Below are 17,139 nucleotides of genomic sequence, written 5' to 3'. Positions count from 1 at the left end.
TGCCAACGATAGTCTTCGCGCAGCGTATGAACAATCTATCGGTGTTTATCCGGGTAACTGGTCGAGGAGTCTCTCTTCAATTGCCGCCCGCTCCCGATCCAGTTCCGCACGAAGCTCCTCCTCGCTCGGCAGCACTAGCTTGTACTTGCTGGCGAAAAGTTGTTCGTTGCCCTGCAACATCGAGTAGCGCACCACTGATTCGTTTTTTTGCGCGCAAAGGATGATGCCGACGGTCGGTCCGTCCTCATCGTTGCGCTTGAGGTCGTCATACATGCGTACATACATGTCCATCTGCCCGACATCCTGATGAGTTAATTCGCCTCGCTTGAGATCGAAGATGACGAAGCATTTGAGAAGGTAGTTGTAGAACACCAGATCGATGTAGAAGTCTCTACCTTCGGTGTTTATGCGTTGTTGGCGGGCGACGAAAGCGAAACCTTTGCCCAGCTCAAGCAGGAAGCCTTGAAGTTGCTCGATGAGTGCTTGTTCAAGTTCGGTTTCCAGGACAACTCCTGCGTTGGGCAGGCCGAGAAATTCCAGCATCACGGGATCCCGGATGAATTCTCGAGGGCTGTCGTTCATTGCATGGATGTTAGTAGTGGCTTCTTTCATGGCGGTAAGCTTGTCTCGACTCATCAGCAGGCGCTCGTAATAAAGCGTGCTGATCTGGCGTTCCAGGGCGCGGCTTGACCAGTTTTGATTGGCAGATTCGTCCATATACCATTTGCGTGCCGCGTCACTATCGACTCTCAGCAGTCTGCGGTAGTGGGTCCAGCTCAATTCGAGACGCAGTGCGTCCCGAATTGGAAACGTCTGATAAAACAATCGCATTTTTCGCAAGTTAGTCTCATCAAAACCCTTCCCGAACTCCGCAGTCAGCACCTTCGCCAGCGATGCCAGCAGCTGCTTGCCATAAACCGCCCGCCGAGCGCCTTCCTGCTCGAACTCCACAATATGCCGTCCGATCTGCCAACAGGTTTGCACCTGAACGGTATCGACCGCTCGTAATACCTTCTGACGCGCTTCGCGGATCAACTCGCCAAGATTGCCGAGCAGTGAAGTGATCTGTGGATCTTGAGTGTTACCGGGTTTGAGGGAGCTCATGACATTTTCCGCAGCTGAAGGAAACAGGCGGAAGAGGATGGCAAGAGAGTGATAGCCCGCGATGCCGGGCGCGGCTGGTAAGCCGGAAGGAAAGTCCGACTGGTTTTGCGGGATCACGCCGACGGCAATCCGCGCTTGAGGAATACAACGTGTAGTCCGATTCGCAGTGAACCCAAGTACTAATCAATCTAAAACTTGAGCATTCAGCGAGAAATCTAAAAGGAGTAACGATTGGGTTCTATAGAGCCCGGGAGTCGCCCTCATGAAATGCATCCATTCACTCGTATTGCCACTTGCTGCCATCGGTGCGTTGATGTTCCCGGCCGTCCTGCCGCATGGCGCCAGCCTCGATCCCATCGACAGCACAGGCGTGCAAGTTCAGCCGCAGCAACAAAACGGGATTTCTTACCTGTCCGGTGGTATCGGCGAGGATGAGGCAAAAGCCATTCAGCAGGCCAAGGGCTACAACTTGCACATGACTTTCTCTATCGGGGTTGAAAACAAATACGTTCCCGATGTGGATGTGGTCATTCAGAAAGAACCAGGGCAGACGGTGCTGACGCTGAGTCAGGCTGGCCCGCTGGTGTACGTTCAGCTACCTCCCGGCAAGTACGCCGTGGTGGCGACGCGTAATGGCGAGGCGAAGCATGACACTGCGGATGTAGGCAGCGGCACCGCTCGCAACCTGGTCTTCCACTGGGGTGGTGAGAACTAGCGACGACTGCGTAACGTCATCAACTAAATCCCAAGCATAAAAAAACCCTGAATCTTGCGATTCAGGGTTTTCGGTATTTGGTGCCCAGAGACGGAATCGAACCGCCGACACGGGGATTTTCAATCCCCTGCTCTACCGACTGAGCTATCTGGGCAACGGGGCGCATTAAACTGGTTTTTCAGGGGGTCGTCAAGAAAGTTTTCAAAAAAATTTTAATTATTACCGTCGCTTACGTTCCGACCCTCGAAAAAGCGGGATTATTCAGCCGGCGGAACGTAGCCGTCAGCCTTGGCGTATTCCTCGCCGGAAAAGAACTTGTCCATCTCGCCCTGAAGATATTTGCGGTCTTCGGCGTTCATCATGTTCAGGCGTTTTTCGTTGATCAGCAGGGTCTGGTGCTTTTGCCAGTCTGCCCAGGCTTTGGCCGAGACGTGGTCAAAAATGTCCTGACCTTTTGCGCCTGGAAATGGAGCGCGCTCCAGGGCGGGCAATTCTTCTTTGTACTTGCGGCACATGATGGTGCGGGTCATGACGACTCTCCTGCGTTCAATACGGCGGCCGCGCGTTCGAGCAAGGTTTTGACCGGGGCGGCAAGGCCCAGGCGCGGCGGGGTGGCGAGGTTATACCAGAGCCAGTCGGCCTCGGCCACGTGGTGGCCGGCCTCCTGGACCTGAACCAGCCAGGGTTCGATGGACAACTGAAAATGACTGAAGGCGTGTACCAGGCTCGGCAGCGCCTGTTGGCTGCCCAGCTCCAGCGAATGCTGCGAAGCCAGATGTTGCAGGTCGTCGAGGTCGTCGAGTTCCGGCAGGCTCCATAGACCGCCCCACAAGCCCGTGGAAGGGCGACGGTAAAGCAGAATCGCGCCGTCACCGTTGGCGAGCATCGGCATCAGCGTACGCTTCTGCGGCACGGCTTTGCGCGGTTTGGGGATCGGGTAGCGCGTCTCCAGGCCAAGCATGTGCGCTTCGCAGCCCTTTTCGAGCGGGCAGAGCAGGCAACTCGGCTTGCTACGGGTGCAAAGTGTGGCGCCCAGATCCATCATCGCCTGGGTGTAGGCGTTGACCCGATCATGCGGTGTGAAGCGCTCAGCGTTCGCCCACAGCTGTTTGGCGACCTTTGGCTCGCCCGGATAGCCCTCTTGCGCGGTAAAGCGCGCCAGCACCCGTTTGACGTTGCCGTCGAGGATCGGCGCCCGCAGGCCCATGCTCAGGCTGGCGATGGCGCCGGCTGTGGACAGGCCGATGCCCGGTAGATCAACCAGCTTTTCCACATCGCGGGGAAACTCTCCACCGTACTGCTCGACGACGATCTTCGCGGTCTTCTGCAGATTGCGTGCGCGGGTGTAGTAACCGAGGCCGGTCCACAGGTGCAGGACTTCGTCTTCCGGCGCAGCGGCCAGGGCTTCGACCGTCGGCAACGAGGCCATGAAGCGGTCGAAGTAGTTCAGCACGGTGCTGACCTGGGTCTGCTGCAACATGATTTCCGAGACCCACACCCGATATGGGGTGATGCCTTGTTGCCAGGGCAAATCGTGGCGGCCGTGGCGGTCGTACCAGTCCAGCACCGCCGATGAAAACTGCTCGGCTCTCATCGCTTGAACAGCCCCTTCAACGCGTTTTTCAGTTCCGGGCTGACTTTGTCGCCAAGTTTCTCGTCGATTTTTTCGCCGATCCGTTCGCCGGCCAGTTTGCTCGCGACCTGGCCCATGCGTTCGTTATCGAGGCGGCAAGCCTTGGCGCCCAGTTCAAGTGGGCCACGGCAGCGCAGCGGCCACTCGATGCCGACGAACTTCTCGCCGACCTGGCAGGCCGGGTCCGGCATGTCGCTCTTGTCGCCTTCGACGATAACGCCCACGCGGTAGTCCATGCCCAACACCCGCAGATCGACATCGCCGTCGCCATTGACGGTCATGCCCGGGATGCGCACTTTCAGGTCCGGGTTGCTGGCCACGCCGTTACGGAAGGTCAGGTTGCCCTTGAGTTCCTGGAACGGTGTGTCCTTGCCCCGTGGCTCGCCGCTGAGGGATTTACGGTTCAGGGTGGCGATGCCTTTGCACAGCTGTTGTTCGAGGTTGGCATTGAGCAGCACGCCGTTGTTGATGACGAAACTGGCGTTGCCGTTGAGGGTTTCGATCAGCGCTTTCTGGCTGTTGCCGCTGCCGGTCAGGTTGCTGTTGAGTGTCACCAGACCTTTGACCGGTGGATTTTTACCCTGGCTTTCGAGGATTTTTTCCACCGGTACTTTGCTGATGCTCGACTGCATGTTCAGCGCCGGTACTTGTTGGCGCACATCGAGCGTACCTTTGGCGTCGAAGTTGCCGTCGTACAGGTCGCCGCGAAGGCTTTCGAGTGTCAGCAGACCGCCTTGGCCTGTGGCTTTGAGCGCAGCGTTCTGGATCGGCAATTTATCGAGCGTCAACTGACCGAAGGTGAGGTCAGCGTCCACGTCGAGTTTGCTCAGGCGTTCCACCGGCAGGCGCTCGTTGCTCCACGCGTCTTTGGTCGGTGCTTGCGGCAGCGGTGTGCTGCCGGCGCCAGCCATGGCCTCGGCCTCGGTGTTGGCCACTTCGGCCTTACGCACTTGCGTCGCGCTACTGGCTTCGGCGGATTTTGGTGGCAGATAACGGTCGACGTTGAAGGTGTCGGCCTTGAGGTTCGCCCGCAGCGATTGTTTGGCGAAGTCCTCGACGGCGATGCGGCCACTGAAGGTGCTGTCGTCGACTTTCAGGTTGATGTTGTCGAACACCACGCTGGTCGGCGTGCCCGCCAGACGGCTGACTAACTCGACTTTGCTCAGGCTACCGTCAGCCATCGCCGGAAGTTTCTGACCGATGCTGTCGACGAATTTCGCCAGATCGAACTGGGCGATCGACACGCCGCCGCTGATTTGCGGGGTTTTGTCGAGGTCGTTGACCTTCAGTTCACCCAAGGCGCGCAATTGGTTGGCAGAGATCTTGATGCCGGTCCATTCGGCGACGTTCGCCGCTTTATCCAGCAGTAACTGGCCCTGGGCGGCGAAGGTCATGGTTTTGCCTTGCAGCGGATCGCCAGCCACTTCGCCGGAGAGTTTCATGTCTTCGAATTTGTAGCGCTGCAGTGCGCGCTCGAAACGCAGCTCGCCATTGAGCTCGGTACGGACACGCAAAACCGGCTGGTTGGTGCCCAGGAATGCGGTGAGTTTGACCGGGATGTTCGTGGAGTCATGCACCGGGCCGGTACTCAGCTGGATGCTTTCGGCGCTGAATTGCTTGCCGGTTTTTTCGTCGCTGTATTCAACACGGGCGTTGTTGACGGTCAGGCTGTCGATGTCCAGGCGGATCGGCTGGGCCGGTTTTTCCGCTTGGGCGGTGGTCTCGGTCGCTGGTTCGCCAGTGGTTGCGGGCGGTGTGGCCGGTGTGGCTGGCGCCGGTACCTTGCCGATGTCTTGCCAGTTGCCGTGGCCGTCCTTGTCGCGGGTCAGGCGCAGGTTCAGGCCTTCGACGCGCACATCGCTCATCTGCACTTCACGGCGCAGCAGCGGCAGTACACGGACCGACAAGCCAAGCATCTGCAAATCAGCGAACGGCTCGGTGGGCTTGGCCAGGGTTGCGACGCTGGCTTCGTGCAATTCCAGGCCCAGCCACGGGAACAGGCTCCAACCGATATCGCCATTGAGCGTCAGCTCGATGTGGGCCTTGTCGCGGGCTATCTGGCGAATCTCGTCTTTATAGTCGTTGGGATCAAAGAGGTGGGTCAGGGCAAAGCCCAGCGCCACAATGATCAGCAACAGCCCGAGAAGTACCAGACCCAGGATTTTGCCGAACGCTTTCATGGGCGAGTCCTTGTAGTTAGTCGAATTCGAAATTTAGCCGGGGAGTATAGCGCTCCGTAGCGGACGACCGGTCAGCGATCACGTCGGCAACTCATCCAGCGGTATTTTCAGTTTGGCCGCCAGCGCTTGCGCCTCCAGATGTCCGGCAGGCGCCAGTAAGCGCAATGTCGTACCCGCTTGCGACGCCATTTTCTGCGCTTCATTCACCAGGCGCTCGGCCACGCCACGACGACGGGTGATTTTTCGTACGCAGAGTTGGGACAGGTGCCAGACATCCGAGTGCCGTTGCAGACGTGCCGCACCCAAAAGCCGATCGTTGAAGCGGCCAGCGATCAGCGAGCCGTCCAGCAGGCAGGCTTCGATCAGCTGCAAATCTCCGGCAAACGGGGCAAACAGCCAGTCCGGAGCATCGCGGTAGATCTTCTGCAGATCTTGCTGATCCTGATAAGTGGCTTCGTTCAATGGCTCGACAATGATCGGCATGAGGGCTCCTTCAGTGGTACGAGAACTGATGACATACAAAAGGTGATATCACTTTGATTTTTCTGTCACGTACAGATGGTAACCTCTGCCGGTTCGTCCGTCCTTCTGCGACGTGATGTCGCACCAAAATGGAGCTTCACCTCAAAAAACAGTCATGCGTGCGCATAAAGGCTGGGGGTGAGGAGCGCTGACGAACCATTCTAATAATTGGGGGATACACAATGACCACGAGCATCACGGTGGACGGCCTCAAAGCCGACCAGCCCGCGTTCCTGTCCAAGGAGCGCATCATCGCCAAGCCCGGTTTCAACCGTTGGCTGGTACCACCGGCCGCCCTGGCCATCCACCTGTGCATCGGCATGGCCTACGGCTTTTCGGTGTTCTGGTTGCCACTGTCCAAAGCCCTGGGTGTGACCAAGGCAGTGACCTGTGCACCGGACATGAGCTTCATCTCGCAAGTCTTTTCGTCCCAATGTGACTGGCCGATCTCGATGCTCGGCTGGATCTACACCCTGTTCTTCATCTTCCTCGGTTGCTCGGCCGCTATCTGGGGCGGCTGGCTGGAACACGCCGGGCCACGCAAGGCTGGCGTTGTGTCGGCGCTGTGCTGGTGTGGCGGTCTGCTGATTTCAGCGCTGGGGGTCTATACCCACCAGATATGGTTGATGTGGATCGGCTCCGGGGTCATTGGCGGCATCGGCCTGGGCCTGGGTTACATCTCGCCGGTATCGACCCTGATCAAGTGGTTCCCGGACAAGCGCGGCATGGCGACCGGCATGGCGATCATGGGTTTCGGTGGTGGCGCGATGGTTGGTGCTCCGCTGGCCGCAGCCTTGATGGGCCACTTCGCTTCGCCAACCAGCGTCGGCGTATGGCAGAGCTTCCTGGTGATGGCCGCGATCTACTTCGTGTTCATGATCGGTGGCGCACTGTCCTACCGCGTTCCGCCAACCGGCTGGAAGCCTGAAGGCTGGACGGCTCCAGCGAAGAAAGCTTCCAACGCGATGATCACCCACCGTCACGTCCACGTGAACGTGGCGTGGAAAACCCCGCAATTCCGTCTGGTGTGGCTGGTGCTGTGCCTGAACGTTTCGGCGGGTATCGGCATCCTCGGCATGGCTTCGCCGCTGTTGCAGGAAGTGTTCGCTGGCACGTTGTTGGGTAACGGCCTGACATTTGGTCAGCTGGACGCCTCACAACTGGCCTCGATCGCTGCGATCGCTGCCGGTTTCACCGGTTTGCTGAGCCTGTTCAACATCGGTGGTCGGTTCTTCTGGGCCTCGTTCTCGGATTACCTGGGCCGCAAAAACACTTATTTCGTGTTCTTCGCTCTCGGTTTTGCCCTGTACGCGTTGATCCCGAACCTCGGACACCTGGGCAACGTTGCGCTATTCGTGGCGGCGTTCTGCATCATCCTGTCGATGTACGGCGGTGGTTTTGCGACTGTCCCTGCATATCTCGCGGACCTGTTCGGTACGCAAATGGTCGGCGCGATCCACGGTCGTCTGCTGACTGCCTGGGCGGCGGCGGGCGTGTTGGGTCCGGTGTTGGTGAACTACCTGCGTGAGTATCAGCTGAGTATCGGCGTTGAACGCGCCGCGGCTTACGACATCACCCTGTACATCCTCGCGGGCCTGCTGGTGCTGGGTTTCATCTGCAACCTGCTGGTGCGTCCGGTGGCTGACAAGTACTTCATGACCGACGCTGAACTGGCCGCCGAACAGGCGCTGGGTCACGACAAAGGTGCTGACAGCAGCACCGTTTTGGAGTGGAAAGCGGATGCAGGCACCAAGCCTTTGGCAGTGGCTGCGTGGCTGGTGGTGGGTATTCCGTTGGCGTGGGGTGTTTGGGTGACCCTGCAGAAGACGGCTGTCCTGTTCCACTAAGTTAAGTAAACGCATCATCCCTGTGGGAGCGGGCTTGCTCGCGAAGAGGGAGTGTCAGTCGACATCAATGTTGCCTGACACACCGCTTTCGCGAGCAAGCCCGCTCCCACATTTGAACTCCACCAGGCACAGAATCCGTGTTTTGCTGGCTTGTATGGACATGTCTATCCCCGACAGCATGGGGTTCAGCCCGTCAGGGATATCACGTATCGTGTTTCTGTTTCTGCCCCGCGCCCCTATAATGGTTGCCTTTTTCGCCCAATGATTTTGCGGAGCTGGTGATGGCCGAACGTAAGGCGTCAGTCGAGCGCGACACTCTGGAAACCCAGATCAAAGCCTCGATCAACCTGGATGGCACCGGAAAGGCCCGATTTGATATCGGTGTTCCTTTTCTTGAGCACATGCTGGACCAGATCGCCCGTCACGGGCTGATCGACCTGGATATTGTCAGCAAGGGCGACCTGCATATCGACGACCACCACACGGTGGAAGACGTCGGTATCACTTTGGGTCAGGCCTTCGCCAAAGCCATCGGCGACAAGAAAGGCATCCGTCGCTACGGCCACGCCTACGTGCCGCTCGATGAAGCGCTGTCGCGCGTGGTGATCGACTTCTCCGGCCGCCCTGGCCTGCAGATGCACGTTCCCTACACCCGTGCCACCGTTGGCGGCTTCGACGTTGACCTGTTCCAGGAATTCTTCCAGGGCTTCGTCAACCACGCGCTCGTCAGCCTGCACATCGACAACCTGCGCGGCACCAACACTCACCACCAGATCGAAACCGTGTTCAAGGCTTTCGGCCGCGCCCTGCGCATGGCGGTAGAGCTGGATGACCGCATGGCCGGTCAGATGCCATCGACCAAAGGCGTTCTGTAATGCAGACGGTCGCGGTTATCGATTACGGCATGGGCAACCTGCACTCGGTGGCCAAGGCCCTCGAGCACGTCGGTGCCGGCAAGGTCTTGATCACCAGCGATGCCGATGTGATTCGCGAAGCCGACCGGGTGGTATTCCCCGGCGTCGGCGCGATTCGCGATTGCATGGCAGAGATCCGTCGCCTGGGCTTCGATTCGCTGGTGCGTGAAGTCAGCCAGGACCGCCCGTTCCTCGGCATCTGCGTCGGCATGCAAGCCTTGCTCGACACCAGTGAAGAGAACGACGGCGTCGACTGCATCGGCCTGTTTCCGGGCGCGGTGAAGTTCTTCGGCAAAGACCTGCACGAAGACGGCGAACACCTGAAAGTCCCGCATATGGGCTGGAACGAAGTGAAGCAGAAGGTGAGTCACCCGCTGTGGCACGACATTCCGGACCTGGCGCGATTCTACTTCGTGCACAGCTACTACATCGCTGCCGGCAATGCGCGGCAAGTGGTGGGTGGTGGTCACTACGGTGTCGATTTCGCTGCGGCGCTGGCCGATGGCTCGCGTTTCGCCGTGCAGTTCCACCCGGAGAAGAGCCATACCCATGGCCTGCAATTGCTGCAGAACTTCGCCGCGTGGGATGGTCGCTGGTAAATGGCCGTCAAGAAGAAGCCGCCGATCCTGACCCTCACTCCCGAACAGGAGAGCGAGGCCAATCACAAGATCAAACGCTTTATGGAAGATCGCTTCGAACTGGACCTGGGTTCGTTCGAAGCGGCTGAAATCCTTGAGCTGTTTACCCGTGAAATTGCGCCGCACTATTACAACAGGGCGATTTTCGATGTGCAGACGCACCTCAAAGAGAGGTTCGAAAGCATCGAAAGCGACCTGGGGGCGCTCGAGAAAAACTGATTTTCGAGCGAAGCTGAACAATCGAATTTGAAGGTTTGCCAGATGCTGATTATTCCCGCTATCGATCTTAAAGACGGTGCCTGTGTTCGTCTGCGCCAGGGCCGCATGGAAGATTCCACGGTGTTCTCCGATGACCCGGTGAGCATGGCTGCCAAGTGGGTGGAGGGCGGCTGCCGTCGTCTGCATCTGGTCGACCTGAACGGCGCCTTCGAAGGCCAGCCGGTCAACGGCGAAGTGGTCACCGCCATCGCCAAGCGCTACCCGAACCTGCCGATCCAGATCGGCGGCGGTATCCGTTCCCTGGAAACCATCGAACACTACGTGAAAGCGGGCGTGAGCTACGTAATCATTGGCACCAAAGCCGTGAAAGATCCGGCCTTCGTCGCCGAAGCCTGCCGCGCGTTCCCGGGCAAAGTGATCGTGGGTCTGGATGCCAAAGACGGTTTTGTCGCCACTGACGGCTGGGCTGAAATCAGCACCATTCAGGTGATCGACCTGGCCAAGCAATTCGAAGCTGATGGCGTGTCCGCGATCGTTTATACCGACATCGCCAAAGACGGCATGATGCAGGGCTGCAATGTACCGTTCACCGCTGCGCTGGCTGCCGCGACGAAAATTCCGGTCATCGCTTCGGGCGGTATCCACAATCTGGGTGACATCAAGTCGCTGCTCGACGCGAAGGCGCCAGGCATCATCGGCGCCATCACCGGCCGGGCGATTTACGAAGGCACCCTCGACGTTGCTGAAGCGCAAGCTTTCTGCGATTCGTACAAAGGCTGAGGACTGACCATGGCGCTGGCCAAACGCATCATCCCTTGCCTGGACGTGGATAACGGCCGGGTGGTCAAGGGCGTCAAGTTCGAGAACATTCGCGACGCCGGCGACCCGGTGGAAATCGCCCGTCGCTACGACGAGCAAGGTGCCGACGAGATTACCTTTCTCGACATCACCGCCAGCGTCGACGGTCGCGACACCACGCTGCATACCGTCGAACGCATGGCCAGCCAGGTGTTCATCCCGCTGACCGTGGGTGGCGGTGTGCGTACCGTGCAGGACATTCGCAACTTGCTCAATGCTGGCGCGGACAAGGTTTCGATCAACACGGCTGCGGTGTTCAACCCGGAATTCGTCGGTGAAGCGGCTCAGCATTTCGGTTCGCAGTGCATCGTCGTCGCCATCGACGCCAAGAAGGTTTCACTGCCGGGCGAACCCCCGCGCTGGGAAATCTTCACCCACGGTGGTCGCAAGCCTACCGGTCTCGACGCCGTTGAATGGGCGAAGAAGATGGAAAGCCTGGGTGCCGGCGAAATCCTGCTGACCAGCATGGATCAGGACGGCATGAAAAACGGCTTCGATCTGGGCGTTACCCGCGCGATCAGCGATGCATTGGGTATTCCGGTGATCGCCTCCGGCGGCGTCGGCAATCTGCAGCATTTGGCCGACGGCATTATCGAAGGCCACGCCAGTGCGGTATTGGCGGCGAGTATTTTCCACTTCGGCGAATACACCGTGCAGGAAGCCAAGGCCTACATGGCTCATCGCGGCATCGTGATGCGCTAAACAAACCGATACAGGCCAGTGGACAGCATGGCGGGCTCAGGGCACTCTTGGGTACGCCATGGATCTCGGTAGCCAGACATGCTTAAACGCCTTCTTCTTGTCCTCGCCAGCGTTTCTCTGTTGTTCATCAACGGAGTTCACGCCGAAGAAAGTCCCGACACCGGCCTGGTGTTGCTGACTGAAAATTTCCCCCCCTACAACATGGCGAAGAACGGCAAGAACTTCGCTCAGGGCGAGAACATCAATGGCATCGCCGTGGACATCGTCCGCGAGATGTTCAAACGCGCCGAAGTCACTTACAGCCTGACGTTGCGTTTCCCTTGGGAGCGAATCTACAAGCTCGCCCTGGAGAAACCCGGTTACGGCGTATTTGTGATGGCGCGGTTGCCGGATCGCGAGAACCTGTTCAAGTGGGTTGGCCCGATCGGGCCGGATGACTGGATCATGCTGGCCAAGGCCGATAGCAAGATCAGCCTTGAGTCGCTGGAGCAGGCGCGCAAATACAAGATCGGCGCCTACAAGGGCGATGCGATTGCCGAGACATTGGCCAAGCAAGGGCTGAAGCCGATTGTTGTGCTGCGGGATCAGGACAACGCAAAAAAACTGGTCAACGGCCAGATCGACCTGTGGGCTACCGGCGACCCCGCCGGGCGCTATCTGGCGCGCCAGGACGGGGTAACCGGGCTCAAGACCGTGCTGCGCTTCAACAGCGCCGAGTTATACCTGGCGTTGAACAAGGACGTGCCGGATGACGTCGTGGCCAAGCTGCAAGCTGCGCTGGATCAGCTACGAAAGGAAGGCGTGGTGGACGACATCATGGCGAAGTATCTGTAACCCTCACTTCGATACAACCTGAGACGGAGCGGCCGGCGTCGCGCTTAAGTACACGGCACTTGTAAACACGTTATTCAACATCGCCCTTGTCAGCTGCAATTCCCCTGAGGCGACGCCGATAATGCAAAGTGCATGTGCGCCGCTTTGTGGCCCGATTTCACTATTGATATAAGCATCTTCAGCGCTGATGGCGGCGCTGTAATTGTCGGAAGCTTTGCACTCCCTGGCGTTATGGACCGTTTTGTAGCGATAGAAGGGCGCCTCGAGGGAGAACCTGAAGTCCCACGTAGGCAATACGATCTGCTCATCCGCGTTTTGCGTTCTATGAACGTATGACTTGAGTTTCCAGGGTTCCGTGACCGTCAGCTCGACCGGCTCCAACGAACAGTTCGCCCCATCGCTGGTGAAGACACCGTCAATAAAGCAGTTGTGTAGAAAGTTGGCAGAGTAGCTGTAGTTGAAACGGGCAGCCGTACAGGACGTCGAGTGTTCACAGCCAGGCGGCGCTGGTGTATTGCGCGAACTCACGACTTTACTGACGATGCCGGTGATTTCATTGGTGCGGCGGTTCAGCATCGGGCTGCCGGAGCTGCCAGGGCGAAGGTCGCAGCTGTTTTTCATGGCCAAAGGGAACACCCCAGGGTGATCGATGAACGTTCCGGCGGTTTGTTCAGCGCAGGCACTCAATCGAAGCCCTTGTTCGGTAAAGCCTCTCGGCGCGCCAATGTTAAGCGCATCATGACTCTCGTTGGTTTGATGGGACGCCAGCTTGAGCGGGTTGACCCCGGCCTGTATCAGCGACGCCAATGTTGCATCGACCTCCAGTACTGCAAGATCGGTCCCGACCAGACTGCTCCATCGGGCAGTCCGGATGGCGTATTGGCGCTTACGCTGTGGCATGTCATGAAAGTAGTGAAAGGTGACGCTGGCTTTCAACGGCAGATTGGTCCGCGCCGAACCGTACTGAAACAACACGCAATGACCGCTGGTGAGCAGGTAAGCAGGGCCGGTGGCTCGGCCTTGCCTGTTTCGCGTATCCAGTAGAGCGGCGCCGCAGGTCGCGCCCGATTGGAGACTGAGAAGTCCCACGCCACTCCAGATTTCATAAAGATGTTCTCTGTTTTGCAGTGCCCTTGACGGTGAGTCGTTGACGACGCCTTCGCCCAGATCGCGGGCCTGCACTGCGGAAATGGCCAGCAGGCCAATCAGGCCTGCGAAGCAGAAGAAGCTGAGGTATTTCATGTCCATTCCTTGGTGATGAAATTCAGGGTGAGCGCTATCGTGGCACGCGACGGTGTACCGGCAGGTATAAATAGTTATCGCGAAATGGAGTGGGCTGCGAGGAATTATCGGGCGATCGGGAGGCGGTACTGGCCATCCTTGCCGTGCGCTGCCGTTGCACGATTGCCGCGCACGCTGATCATCTGTTTGATGTCGATCCAGTCAATGCCCTGAGCCTTGAGCTTGGGCAATTCACGTTCAAGCACCGCTAATGTCTGCGGATACGGATGCCCGATCATCACCGCAGAACCCTGCTTGCGCGCCAGGCTGATAGCCGTCTGTAGCTGAGTAAAAATCGTGGCTTCAGTGGGCTCGTCATCCAGGAATACATCCCGCGAAACGCTGGCCAAACCAATCTTCTGCGCCTCGGCGGCCGCCACGGTTTGCGCACTGGTGCGGCTGTCGACGAAGAGCTTGTGCCGACGCTGCAAGTCCGCCATCAGCCAGGCCATGGCCGGTTGCTGAGAGGTCATGCGACTGCCCATGTGGTTGTTGATCCCCGCGGTGTAGGGCACGACCTTAAACGCTGCGTTCAGCCGTTTCTCAAGCTCTTCGATGGGTAAGTCGGGATGCCAGGCAAACGGACCGGTGGCCGGGTCCATGGGCATGTGCAGGATGACGATCTTGCCGGCGCGATGGGCTTCGCGGGCGAATTCGGTGGCGTGGGGTGTGTCAGGCATGATCGCTGTGGTCACCGGCCCGGGCAGCGCCAGCACGCGGCGGTCGCGTGGCAGGTTTTGCCCGAGGTCATCGATGATCAGGCTCAGGTAAGCCTTGTGTGGGGTTGTCGCCGTCTCGGTGGAGGCTGCATGAGCAGCTCCCACCAGACAGCACAGCAAGCCGAGGATGAGCGCAAAGCGCATCTCAGTTGCCGCGGGTGATGCTCAAACCTTTGAGCAGGCTCAGGGCCTGGGCCAATTGGTAGTCGTCATCCTGCGGCATCGCCTTGGCTTTGCCGCTGGAGCTGGTCGGTTTGTCGGCGCCGCCGTTGCCATTGCCCAGGTGACCTTGCAGATCGGCTTCCTTGAAGTACTCGCCGTCCTGTTCGTTGGTGATCTTGGCCTTGCGCACTTCGATGTCCGGGACGATGCCCTGAGCCTGGATCGAGCGGCCGTTCGGCGTGTAATACAGCGCCGTGGTGATCTTCAGTGCGCGTTCGTTGTTCAGCGGCAGGACGGTTTGTACCGAGCCTTTGCCAAAACTGGTGGTACCCATGACCACCGCGCGTTTCTGATCCTGCAAGGCACCGGCGACAATTTCCGAGGCCGAGGCGCTGCCGCCGTTGATCAGCGCGACCATTGGCACGGCTTCGCTCTCGTCCTTGCCGGTGGCGGAGAAGCGCAGCTCGGAGTTGGCGATACGGCCCTTGGTGTAAACGATCAGGCCTTTGGTGATGAAGTGGTCGACCACTTCCACCGCCGCTTGCAGCACGCCGCCAGGATTGTTACGCAGGTCGAGGATGATGCCTTTGAGCTTCTTGCCGTTGTCCTTGCGCAGCTTGGCCAGGGCCTTGGAGACTTCGTCGCCGGTCTTGACCTGGAACTGGGTGATGCGGATGTAGCCGTAGCCGGACTCCAGCAACTGGCTCTTCACGCTCTTCACTTGAATGATGGCGCGGGCCAGCGTCACGTCGAACGGTGCACCGCCGTCGCGCACCAGGGTCAGGGTGATTTTCTGGCCGATCTTGCCGCGCATCTTGTCCACGGCTTCGGTCATGCTCTGGCCGCGGGTCGGCTGGCCGTTGATCTTGACGATGAAGTCGCCGGCCTGAATGCCAGCCTTGGAAGCCGGGGTGTCATCGATCGGCGAAACCACCTTGATGAAACCGTCTTCGGCGCCAACTTCGATGCCCAGGCCGCCGAACTCACCGCTGGTGCTTTCCTGCAATTCAGCGAAGTCTTCCGGGCCCAGGTAGGCGGAGTGCGGGTCGAGGTTGCTGAGCATGCCCTTGATCGCGTTTTCCAGCAGAGTCTTGTCGTCCACCGGTTCGACATAGGCGGCCTTGATCCGATCCATGACCTCGGCAAAGGTGCGCAACTCTTCCAGCGGCAATGGCGCCTTGGTGGTCGCAGCAGTGCCCGCAGGCGCGACTGCCGGGGCCGGTTGAGCGGCGAACGCCAGAGGCGCGCCGATCACCAGGGCGATCGTCAGGGCCAGCGAGGTAAGGCGGGACAAATGCAGCATGTCGAACGAACTCCTGAAGTAGATGGCGTACTTATCCTTGCGCACGACACCATTGCGCCGGATCACTCGGGTGACCCTGCTGACGAATAGCGAAATACAGCGCTGGTGTGTCCTGCCCGCCACTGCTACCCACAGTGGAGATGGACTCGCCGGCTTTTACCACGTCACCCGCAGACTTGAGCAGCGTCTGGTTGTGACCATAAAGACTCAAAAAACCGTTGCCGTGGTCTAGAATCACCAGCAGCCCGGCGCCTCGCAACCAGTCGGCGAACACCACGCGACCGCCATGCACGGCGTGCACCTGGCTGCCGGCGGAGGCGCTGATCATCACGCCGTCCCACTTGGTGCGGGCGTCGTCGCCACGGGTTTCGCCAAAGCGTGCCAGCAGTCGACCATCGACTGGCCAGGGAAGTTTTCCCCGGCTTGAAACAAAGGGGCCGCCAAAGGTCTCGCCTGAACTTGAAACCAGTGCACCGGGTGTCGATTTAACGGGTTTGCGTGGGGCGTCAGTGGCTTCTGCATCTGCTGCAGCCTGAGCCTCACGTAAACGCTTTTTTTCGGCTTCCTGCTGGGCGATCAGCGCTTTTTGCCGCGCTTCTTCTGCCTCACGGGCCTGACGGGCCAGGGTTTCTTCTATGGTTTTAAGGACTTTAGACAGGTCTGCCTGATCCTGCTCGCGGGCTGCCAGTTTCTGATCGCGGGCCTTCACGTCGTCGCTGAGCTTGGCCAGGACTTGTTGACGCTCCTTGCGGACTTTGTCGAGTTCGTCGCGCTGGCTGTCGAGGCTGCTTTTCTGCACCAGCAATTGCGCCTGTTGCATGGCGATGTCTTTTTCGACATTGGCCAGTTGGCGCAGGGTTTCGTTGAAATTCTTCAGCTGCTCCAGGCGGGCCTGGCTCAGGTAGTCGTAATAGGTGAGGGTGCGGGCGAATTTTTCCGGGTTCTGCTGGTTGAGCAGCAGCTTCAAGTACTCCTGACGGCCGTTTTGATAGGCCGCGCGGGCCTGAATGGCGATCAGTCGTTGCTGTTCAATCCGCGCGCTCTGGAGTTTTTTTTTCTCGGCATCGAGTCGCTGCAGCTCGGATTCGCTTTTCTTCAGCTCTTTTTGCAGGGCTTCGACCTGCTTCTCGAGCTTGCCCATCTCGGTCTCGGTGCCCTTGAGGTCTTTTTGCACACCGGATTTTTCTTCCTGGAGCTTACCCAGCAGTTTTTTCAGCTCGGTAATGTCCTGACGCGTGGCGTCCAACTGTTGTTGGGTTTGCGCGCGCTCGTCAGCAAAGGCCGGTTGGAGCAGGCATGTCAGAGCAAGGGCTATCAGGACGCGAAGCATAGAGGCGGGCGACACCAGGGAAAGGGACAGCCTAGTATGCCCGCCAAGCGTGGCAAAAAAAATGCCCAATTGGGGCTGTGTGATGACTGGACCCCAAAACACCCACAAACCAGTGTGGGAGCGGGCTTGCTCGCGAATGCGGTGTGTCAGGCAACGTTGATGTCGACTGACCCGCCGC

17 protein-coding genes and 1 tRNA gene are annotated in these 17,139 nt (G+C 58.9%); 8 read left to right on the top strand and 10 right to left on the bottom strand.

Features of this window, described 5'->3' with window-relative positions; translation table 11 throughout:
• Positions 1 to 45 precede the first annotated feature (45 nt).
• Positions 46 to 1,104 (bottom strand): YhcG family protein, encoded by a 1,059-nt coding sequence (locus tag KGB23_RS26850; RefSeq protein WP_223433245.1) that lies wholly within the window; start codon positions 1,102 to 1,104, stop codon positions 46 to 48.
• A gap of 262 nt (positions 1,105 to 1,366) precedes the next feature.
• Here KGB23_RS26850 and KGB23_RS26845 point away from each other — a divergent pair, with 262 nt between their 5' ends.
• Complete coding sequence (locus tag KGB23_RS26845) at positions 1,367 to 1,819, top strand: carboxypeptidase regulatory-like domain-containing protein (protein WP_223433227.1); 453 nt, start codon at positions 1,367 to 1,369, stop codon at positions 1,817 to 1,819.
• 78 nt (positions 1,820 to 1,897) lie between these two features.
• Here KGB23_RS26845 and KGB23_RS26840 read toward each other — a convergent pair.
• From KGB23_RS26840 to KGB23_RS26820, 5 genes are all read right to left on the bottom strand, one after another.
• Positions 1,898 to 1,973, bottom strand: a tRNA-Phe gene (locus KGB23_RS26840).
• A gap of 103 nt (positions 1,974 to 2,076) precedes the next feature.
• Positions 2,077 to 2,349 (bottom strand): oxidative damage protection protein, encoded by a 273-nt coding sequence (locus KGB23_RS26835; protein WP_008149405.1) that lies wholly within the window; start codon positions 2,347 to 2,349, stop codon positions 2,077 to 2,079.
• Positions 2,346 to 3,413: an A/G-specific adenine glycosylase gene (mutY, locus tag KGB23_RS26830; protein WP_223433226.1), complete on the bottom strand. Its 1,068-nt coding sequence runs from the start codon at positions 3,411 to 3,413 to the stop codon at positions 2,346 to 2,348. The genes KGB23_RS26835 and mutY overlap by 4 nt, the downstream gene beginning before the upstream one ends.
• Positions 3,410 to 5,632 carry an AsmA family protein gene (locus tag KGB23_RS26825; RefSeq protein WP_223433225.1) on the bottom strand — a complete coding sequence of 741 codons (2,223 nt, stop codon included), beginning with the start codon at positions 5,630 to 5,632 and terminating at the stop codon, positions 3,410 to 3,412. The genes mutY and KGB23_RS26825 overlap by 4 nt, the downstream gene beginning before the upstream one ends.
• A gap of 78 nt (positions 5,633 to 5,710) precedes the next feature.
• Entirely contained in the window at positions 5,711 to 6,115 is a 405-nt protein-coding gene (locus KGB23_RS26820) for an acetyl-CoA sensor PanZ family protein (RefSeq protein ID WP_223433224.1), read from the bottom strand.
• A gap of 221 nt (positions 6,116 to 6,336) precedes the next feature.
• Between KGB23_RS26820 and KGB23_RS26815 the strand changes: the two genes are divergently transcribed.
• The 7 genes from KGB23_RS26815 to KGB23_RS26785 all read left to right on the top strand — a co-directional run bounded on the left by KGB23_RS26815 (position 6,337) and on the right by KGB23_RS26785 (position 12,166).
• Entirely contained in the window at positions 6,337 to 8,001 is a 1,665-nt protein-coding gene (locus KGB23_RS26815; RefSeq protein ID WP_223433223.1) for an OFA family MFS transporter, read from the top strand.
• A gap of 281 nt (positions 8,002 to 8,282) precedes the next feature.
• The gene (gene hisB / locus KGB23_RS26810; RefSeq protein WP_003218037.1) at positions 8,283 to 8,876 is read left to right on the top strand and encodes an imidazoleglycerol-phosphate dehydratase HisB; all 594 of its coding nucleotides are present in this window, start codon (positions 8,283 to 8,285) and stop codon (positions 8,874 to 8,876) included.
• Entirely contained in the window at positions 8,876 to 9,514 is a 639-nt protein-coding gene (gene hisH / locus KGB23_RS26805) for an imidazole glycerol phosphate synthase subunit HisH (protein ID WP_095127563.1), read from the top strand. The genes hisB and hisH overlap by 1 nt, the downstream gene beginning before the upstream one ends.
• Positions 9,515 to 9,772 (top strand): DUF2164 domain-containing protein, encoded by a 258-nt coding sequence (locus KGB23_RS26800; RefSeq protein ID WP_223433222.1) that lies wholly within the window; start codon positions 9,515 to 9,517, stop codon positions 9,770 to 9,772.
• Positions 9,773 to 9,814: 42 nt separating this feature from the next.
• The gene (hisA, locus tag KGB23_RS26795; RefSeq protein WP_033058290.1) at positions 9,815 to 10,552 is read left to right on the top strand and encodes a 1-(5-phosphoribosyl)-5-[(5-phosphoribosylamino)methylideneamino]imidazole-4-carboxamide isomerase; all 738 of its coding nucleotides are present in this window, start codon (positions 9,815 to 9,817) and stop codon (positions 10,550 to 10,552) included.
• Positions 10,553 to 10,561: 9 nt separating this feature from the next.
• Positions 10,562 to 11,332: an imidazole glycerol phosphate synthase subunit HisF gene (gene hisF / locus KGB23_RS26790; protein ID WP_223433221.1), complete on the top strand. Its 771-nt coding sequence runs from the start codon at positions 10,562 to 10,564 to the stop codon at positions 11,330 to 11,332.
• A gap of 78 nt (positions 11,333 to 11,410) precedes the next feature.
• Positions 11,411 to 12,166 (top strand): substrate-binding periplasmic protein, encoded by a 756-nt coding sequence (locus tag KGB23_RS26785; RefSeq protein WP_223433220.1) that lies wholly within the window; start codon positions 11,411 to 11,413, stop codon positions 12,164 to 12,166.
• 3 nt (positions 12,167 to 12,169) lie between these two features.
• Here KGB23_RS26785 and KGB23_RS26780 read toward each other — a convergent pair whose 3' ends face one another.
• From KGB23_RS26780 to KGB23_RS26765, 4 genes are all read right to left on the bottom strand, one after another.
• Positions 12,170 to 13,408: a trypsin-like serine peptidase gene (locus KGB23_RS26780; RefSeq protein ID WP_223433219.1), complete on the bottom strand. Its 1,239-nt coding sequence runs from the start codon at positions 13,406 to 13,408 to the stop codon at positions 12,170 to 12,172.
• Positions 13,409 to 13,512: 104 nt separating this feature from the next.
• Positions 13,513 to 14,310, bottom strand: a complete 798-nt coding sequence (locus tag KGB23_RS26775) for a divergent polysaccharide deacetylase family protein (RefSeq protein ID WP_223433218.1) — start codon at positions 14,308 to 14,310, stop codon at positions 13,513 to 13,515.
• Between the two features lies 1 nt (position 14,311).
• A complete protein-coding gene (locus KGB23_RS26770; RefSeq protein ID WP_223433217.1) occupies positions 14,312 to 15,631 on the bottom strand; it encodes a S41 family peptidase in 1,320 nt (439 codons plus the stop codon).
• A gap of 31 nt (positions 15,632 to 15,662) precedes the next feature.
• A complete protein-coding gene (locus tag KGB23_RS26765; RefSeq protein WP_223433216.1) occupies positions 15,663 to 16,961 on the bottom strand; it encodes a murein hydrolase activator EnvC family protein in 1,299 nt (432 codons plus the stop codon).
• Positions 16,962 to 17,139 lie beyond the last annotated feature (178 nt).

The organism is Pseudomonas sp. GL-B-26 (genome assembly GCF_019947405.1).
Taxonomy (GTDB): Bacteria; Pseudomonadota; Gammaproteobacteria; order Pseudomonadales; family Pseudomonadaceae; genus Aquipseudomonas.
Note: the sequence above shows the minus strand (reverse complement) of the source record. Positions and strands in the feature narration are given on the sequence as shown.

Excerpts from the sequence above, each read along its gene's own strand:
- KGB23_RS26775 (WP_223433218.1), bottom strand. The coding sequence starts at position 14,310 with ATGCGCTTTGCGCTCATCCTCGGCTTGCTGTGCTGTCTGGTGGGAGCT.
- KGB23_RS26770 (WP_223433217.1), bottom strand. The coding sequence starts at position 15,631 with ATGCTGCATTTGTCCCGCCTTACCTCGCTGGCCCTGACGATCGCCCTG.
- mutY (WP_223433226.1), bottom strand. The coding sequence starts at position 3,413 with ATGAGAGCCGAGCAGTTTTCATCGGCGGTGCTGGACTGGTACGACCGC.
- KGB23_RS26820 (WP_223433224.1), bottom strand. The coding sequence starts at position 6,115 with ATGCCGATCATTGTCGAGCCATTGAACGAAGCCACTTATCAGGATCAG.
- KGB23_RS26850 (WP_223433245.1), bottom strand. The coding sequence starts at position 1,104 with ATGAGCTCCCTCAAACCCGGTAACACTCAAGATCCACAGATCACTTCA.
- KGB23_RS26765 (WP_223433216.1), bottom strand. The coding sequence starts at position 16,961 with ATGCTTCGCGTCCTGATAGCCCTTGCTCTGACATGCCTGCTCCAACCG.
- hisF (WP_223433221.1), top strand. The coding sequence starts at position 10,562 with ATGGCGCTGGCCAAACGCATCATCCCTTGCCTGGACGTGGATAACGGC.
- KGB23_RS26780 (WP_223433219.1), bottom strand. The coding sequence starts at position 13,408 with ATGAAATACCTCAGCTTCTTCTGCTTCGCAGGCCTGATTGGCCTGCTG.
- KGB23_RS26785 (WP_223433220.1), top strand. The coding sequence starts at position 11,411 with ATGCTTAAACGCCTTCTTCTTGTCCTCGCCAGCGTTTCTCTGTTGTTC.
- hisA (WP_033058290.1), top strand. The coding sequence starts at position 9,815 with ATGCTGATTATTCCCGCTATCGATCTTAAAGACGGTGCCTGTGTTCGT.
- KGB23_RS26815 (WP_223433223.1), top strand. The coding sequence starts at position 6,337 with ATGACCACGAGCATCACGGTGGACGGCCTCAAAGCCGACCAGCCCGCG.
- KGB23_RS26835 (WP_008149405.1), bottom strand. The coding sequence starts at position 2,349 with ATGACCCGCACCATCATGTGCCGCAAGTACAAAGAAGAATTGCCCGCC.
- KGB23_RS26845 (WP_223433227.1), top strand. The coding sequence starts at position 1,367 with ATGAAATGCATCCATTCACTCGTATTGCCACTTGCTGCCATCGGTGCG.
- hisH (WP_095127563.1), top strand. The coding sequence starts at position 8,876 with ATGCAGACGGTCGCGGTTATCGATTACGGCATGGGCAACCTGCACTCG.
- KGB23_RS26825 (WP_223433225.1), bottom strand. The coding sequence starts at position 5,632 with ATGAAAGCGTTCGGCAAAATCCTGGGTCTGGTACTTCTCGGGCTGTTG.
- KGB23_RS26800 (WP_223433222.1), top strand. The coding sequence starts at position 9,515 with ATGGCCGTCAAGAAGAAGCCGCCGATCCTGACCCTCACTCCCGAACAG.
- hisB (WP_003218037.1), top strand. The coding sequence starts at position 8,283 with ATGGCCGAACGTAAGGCGTCAGTCGAGCGCGACACTCTGGAAACCCAG.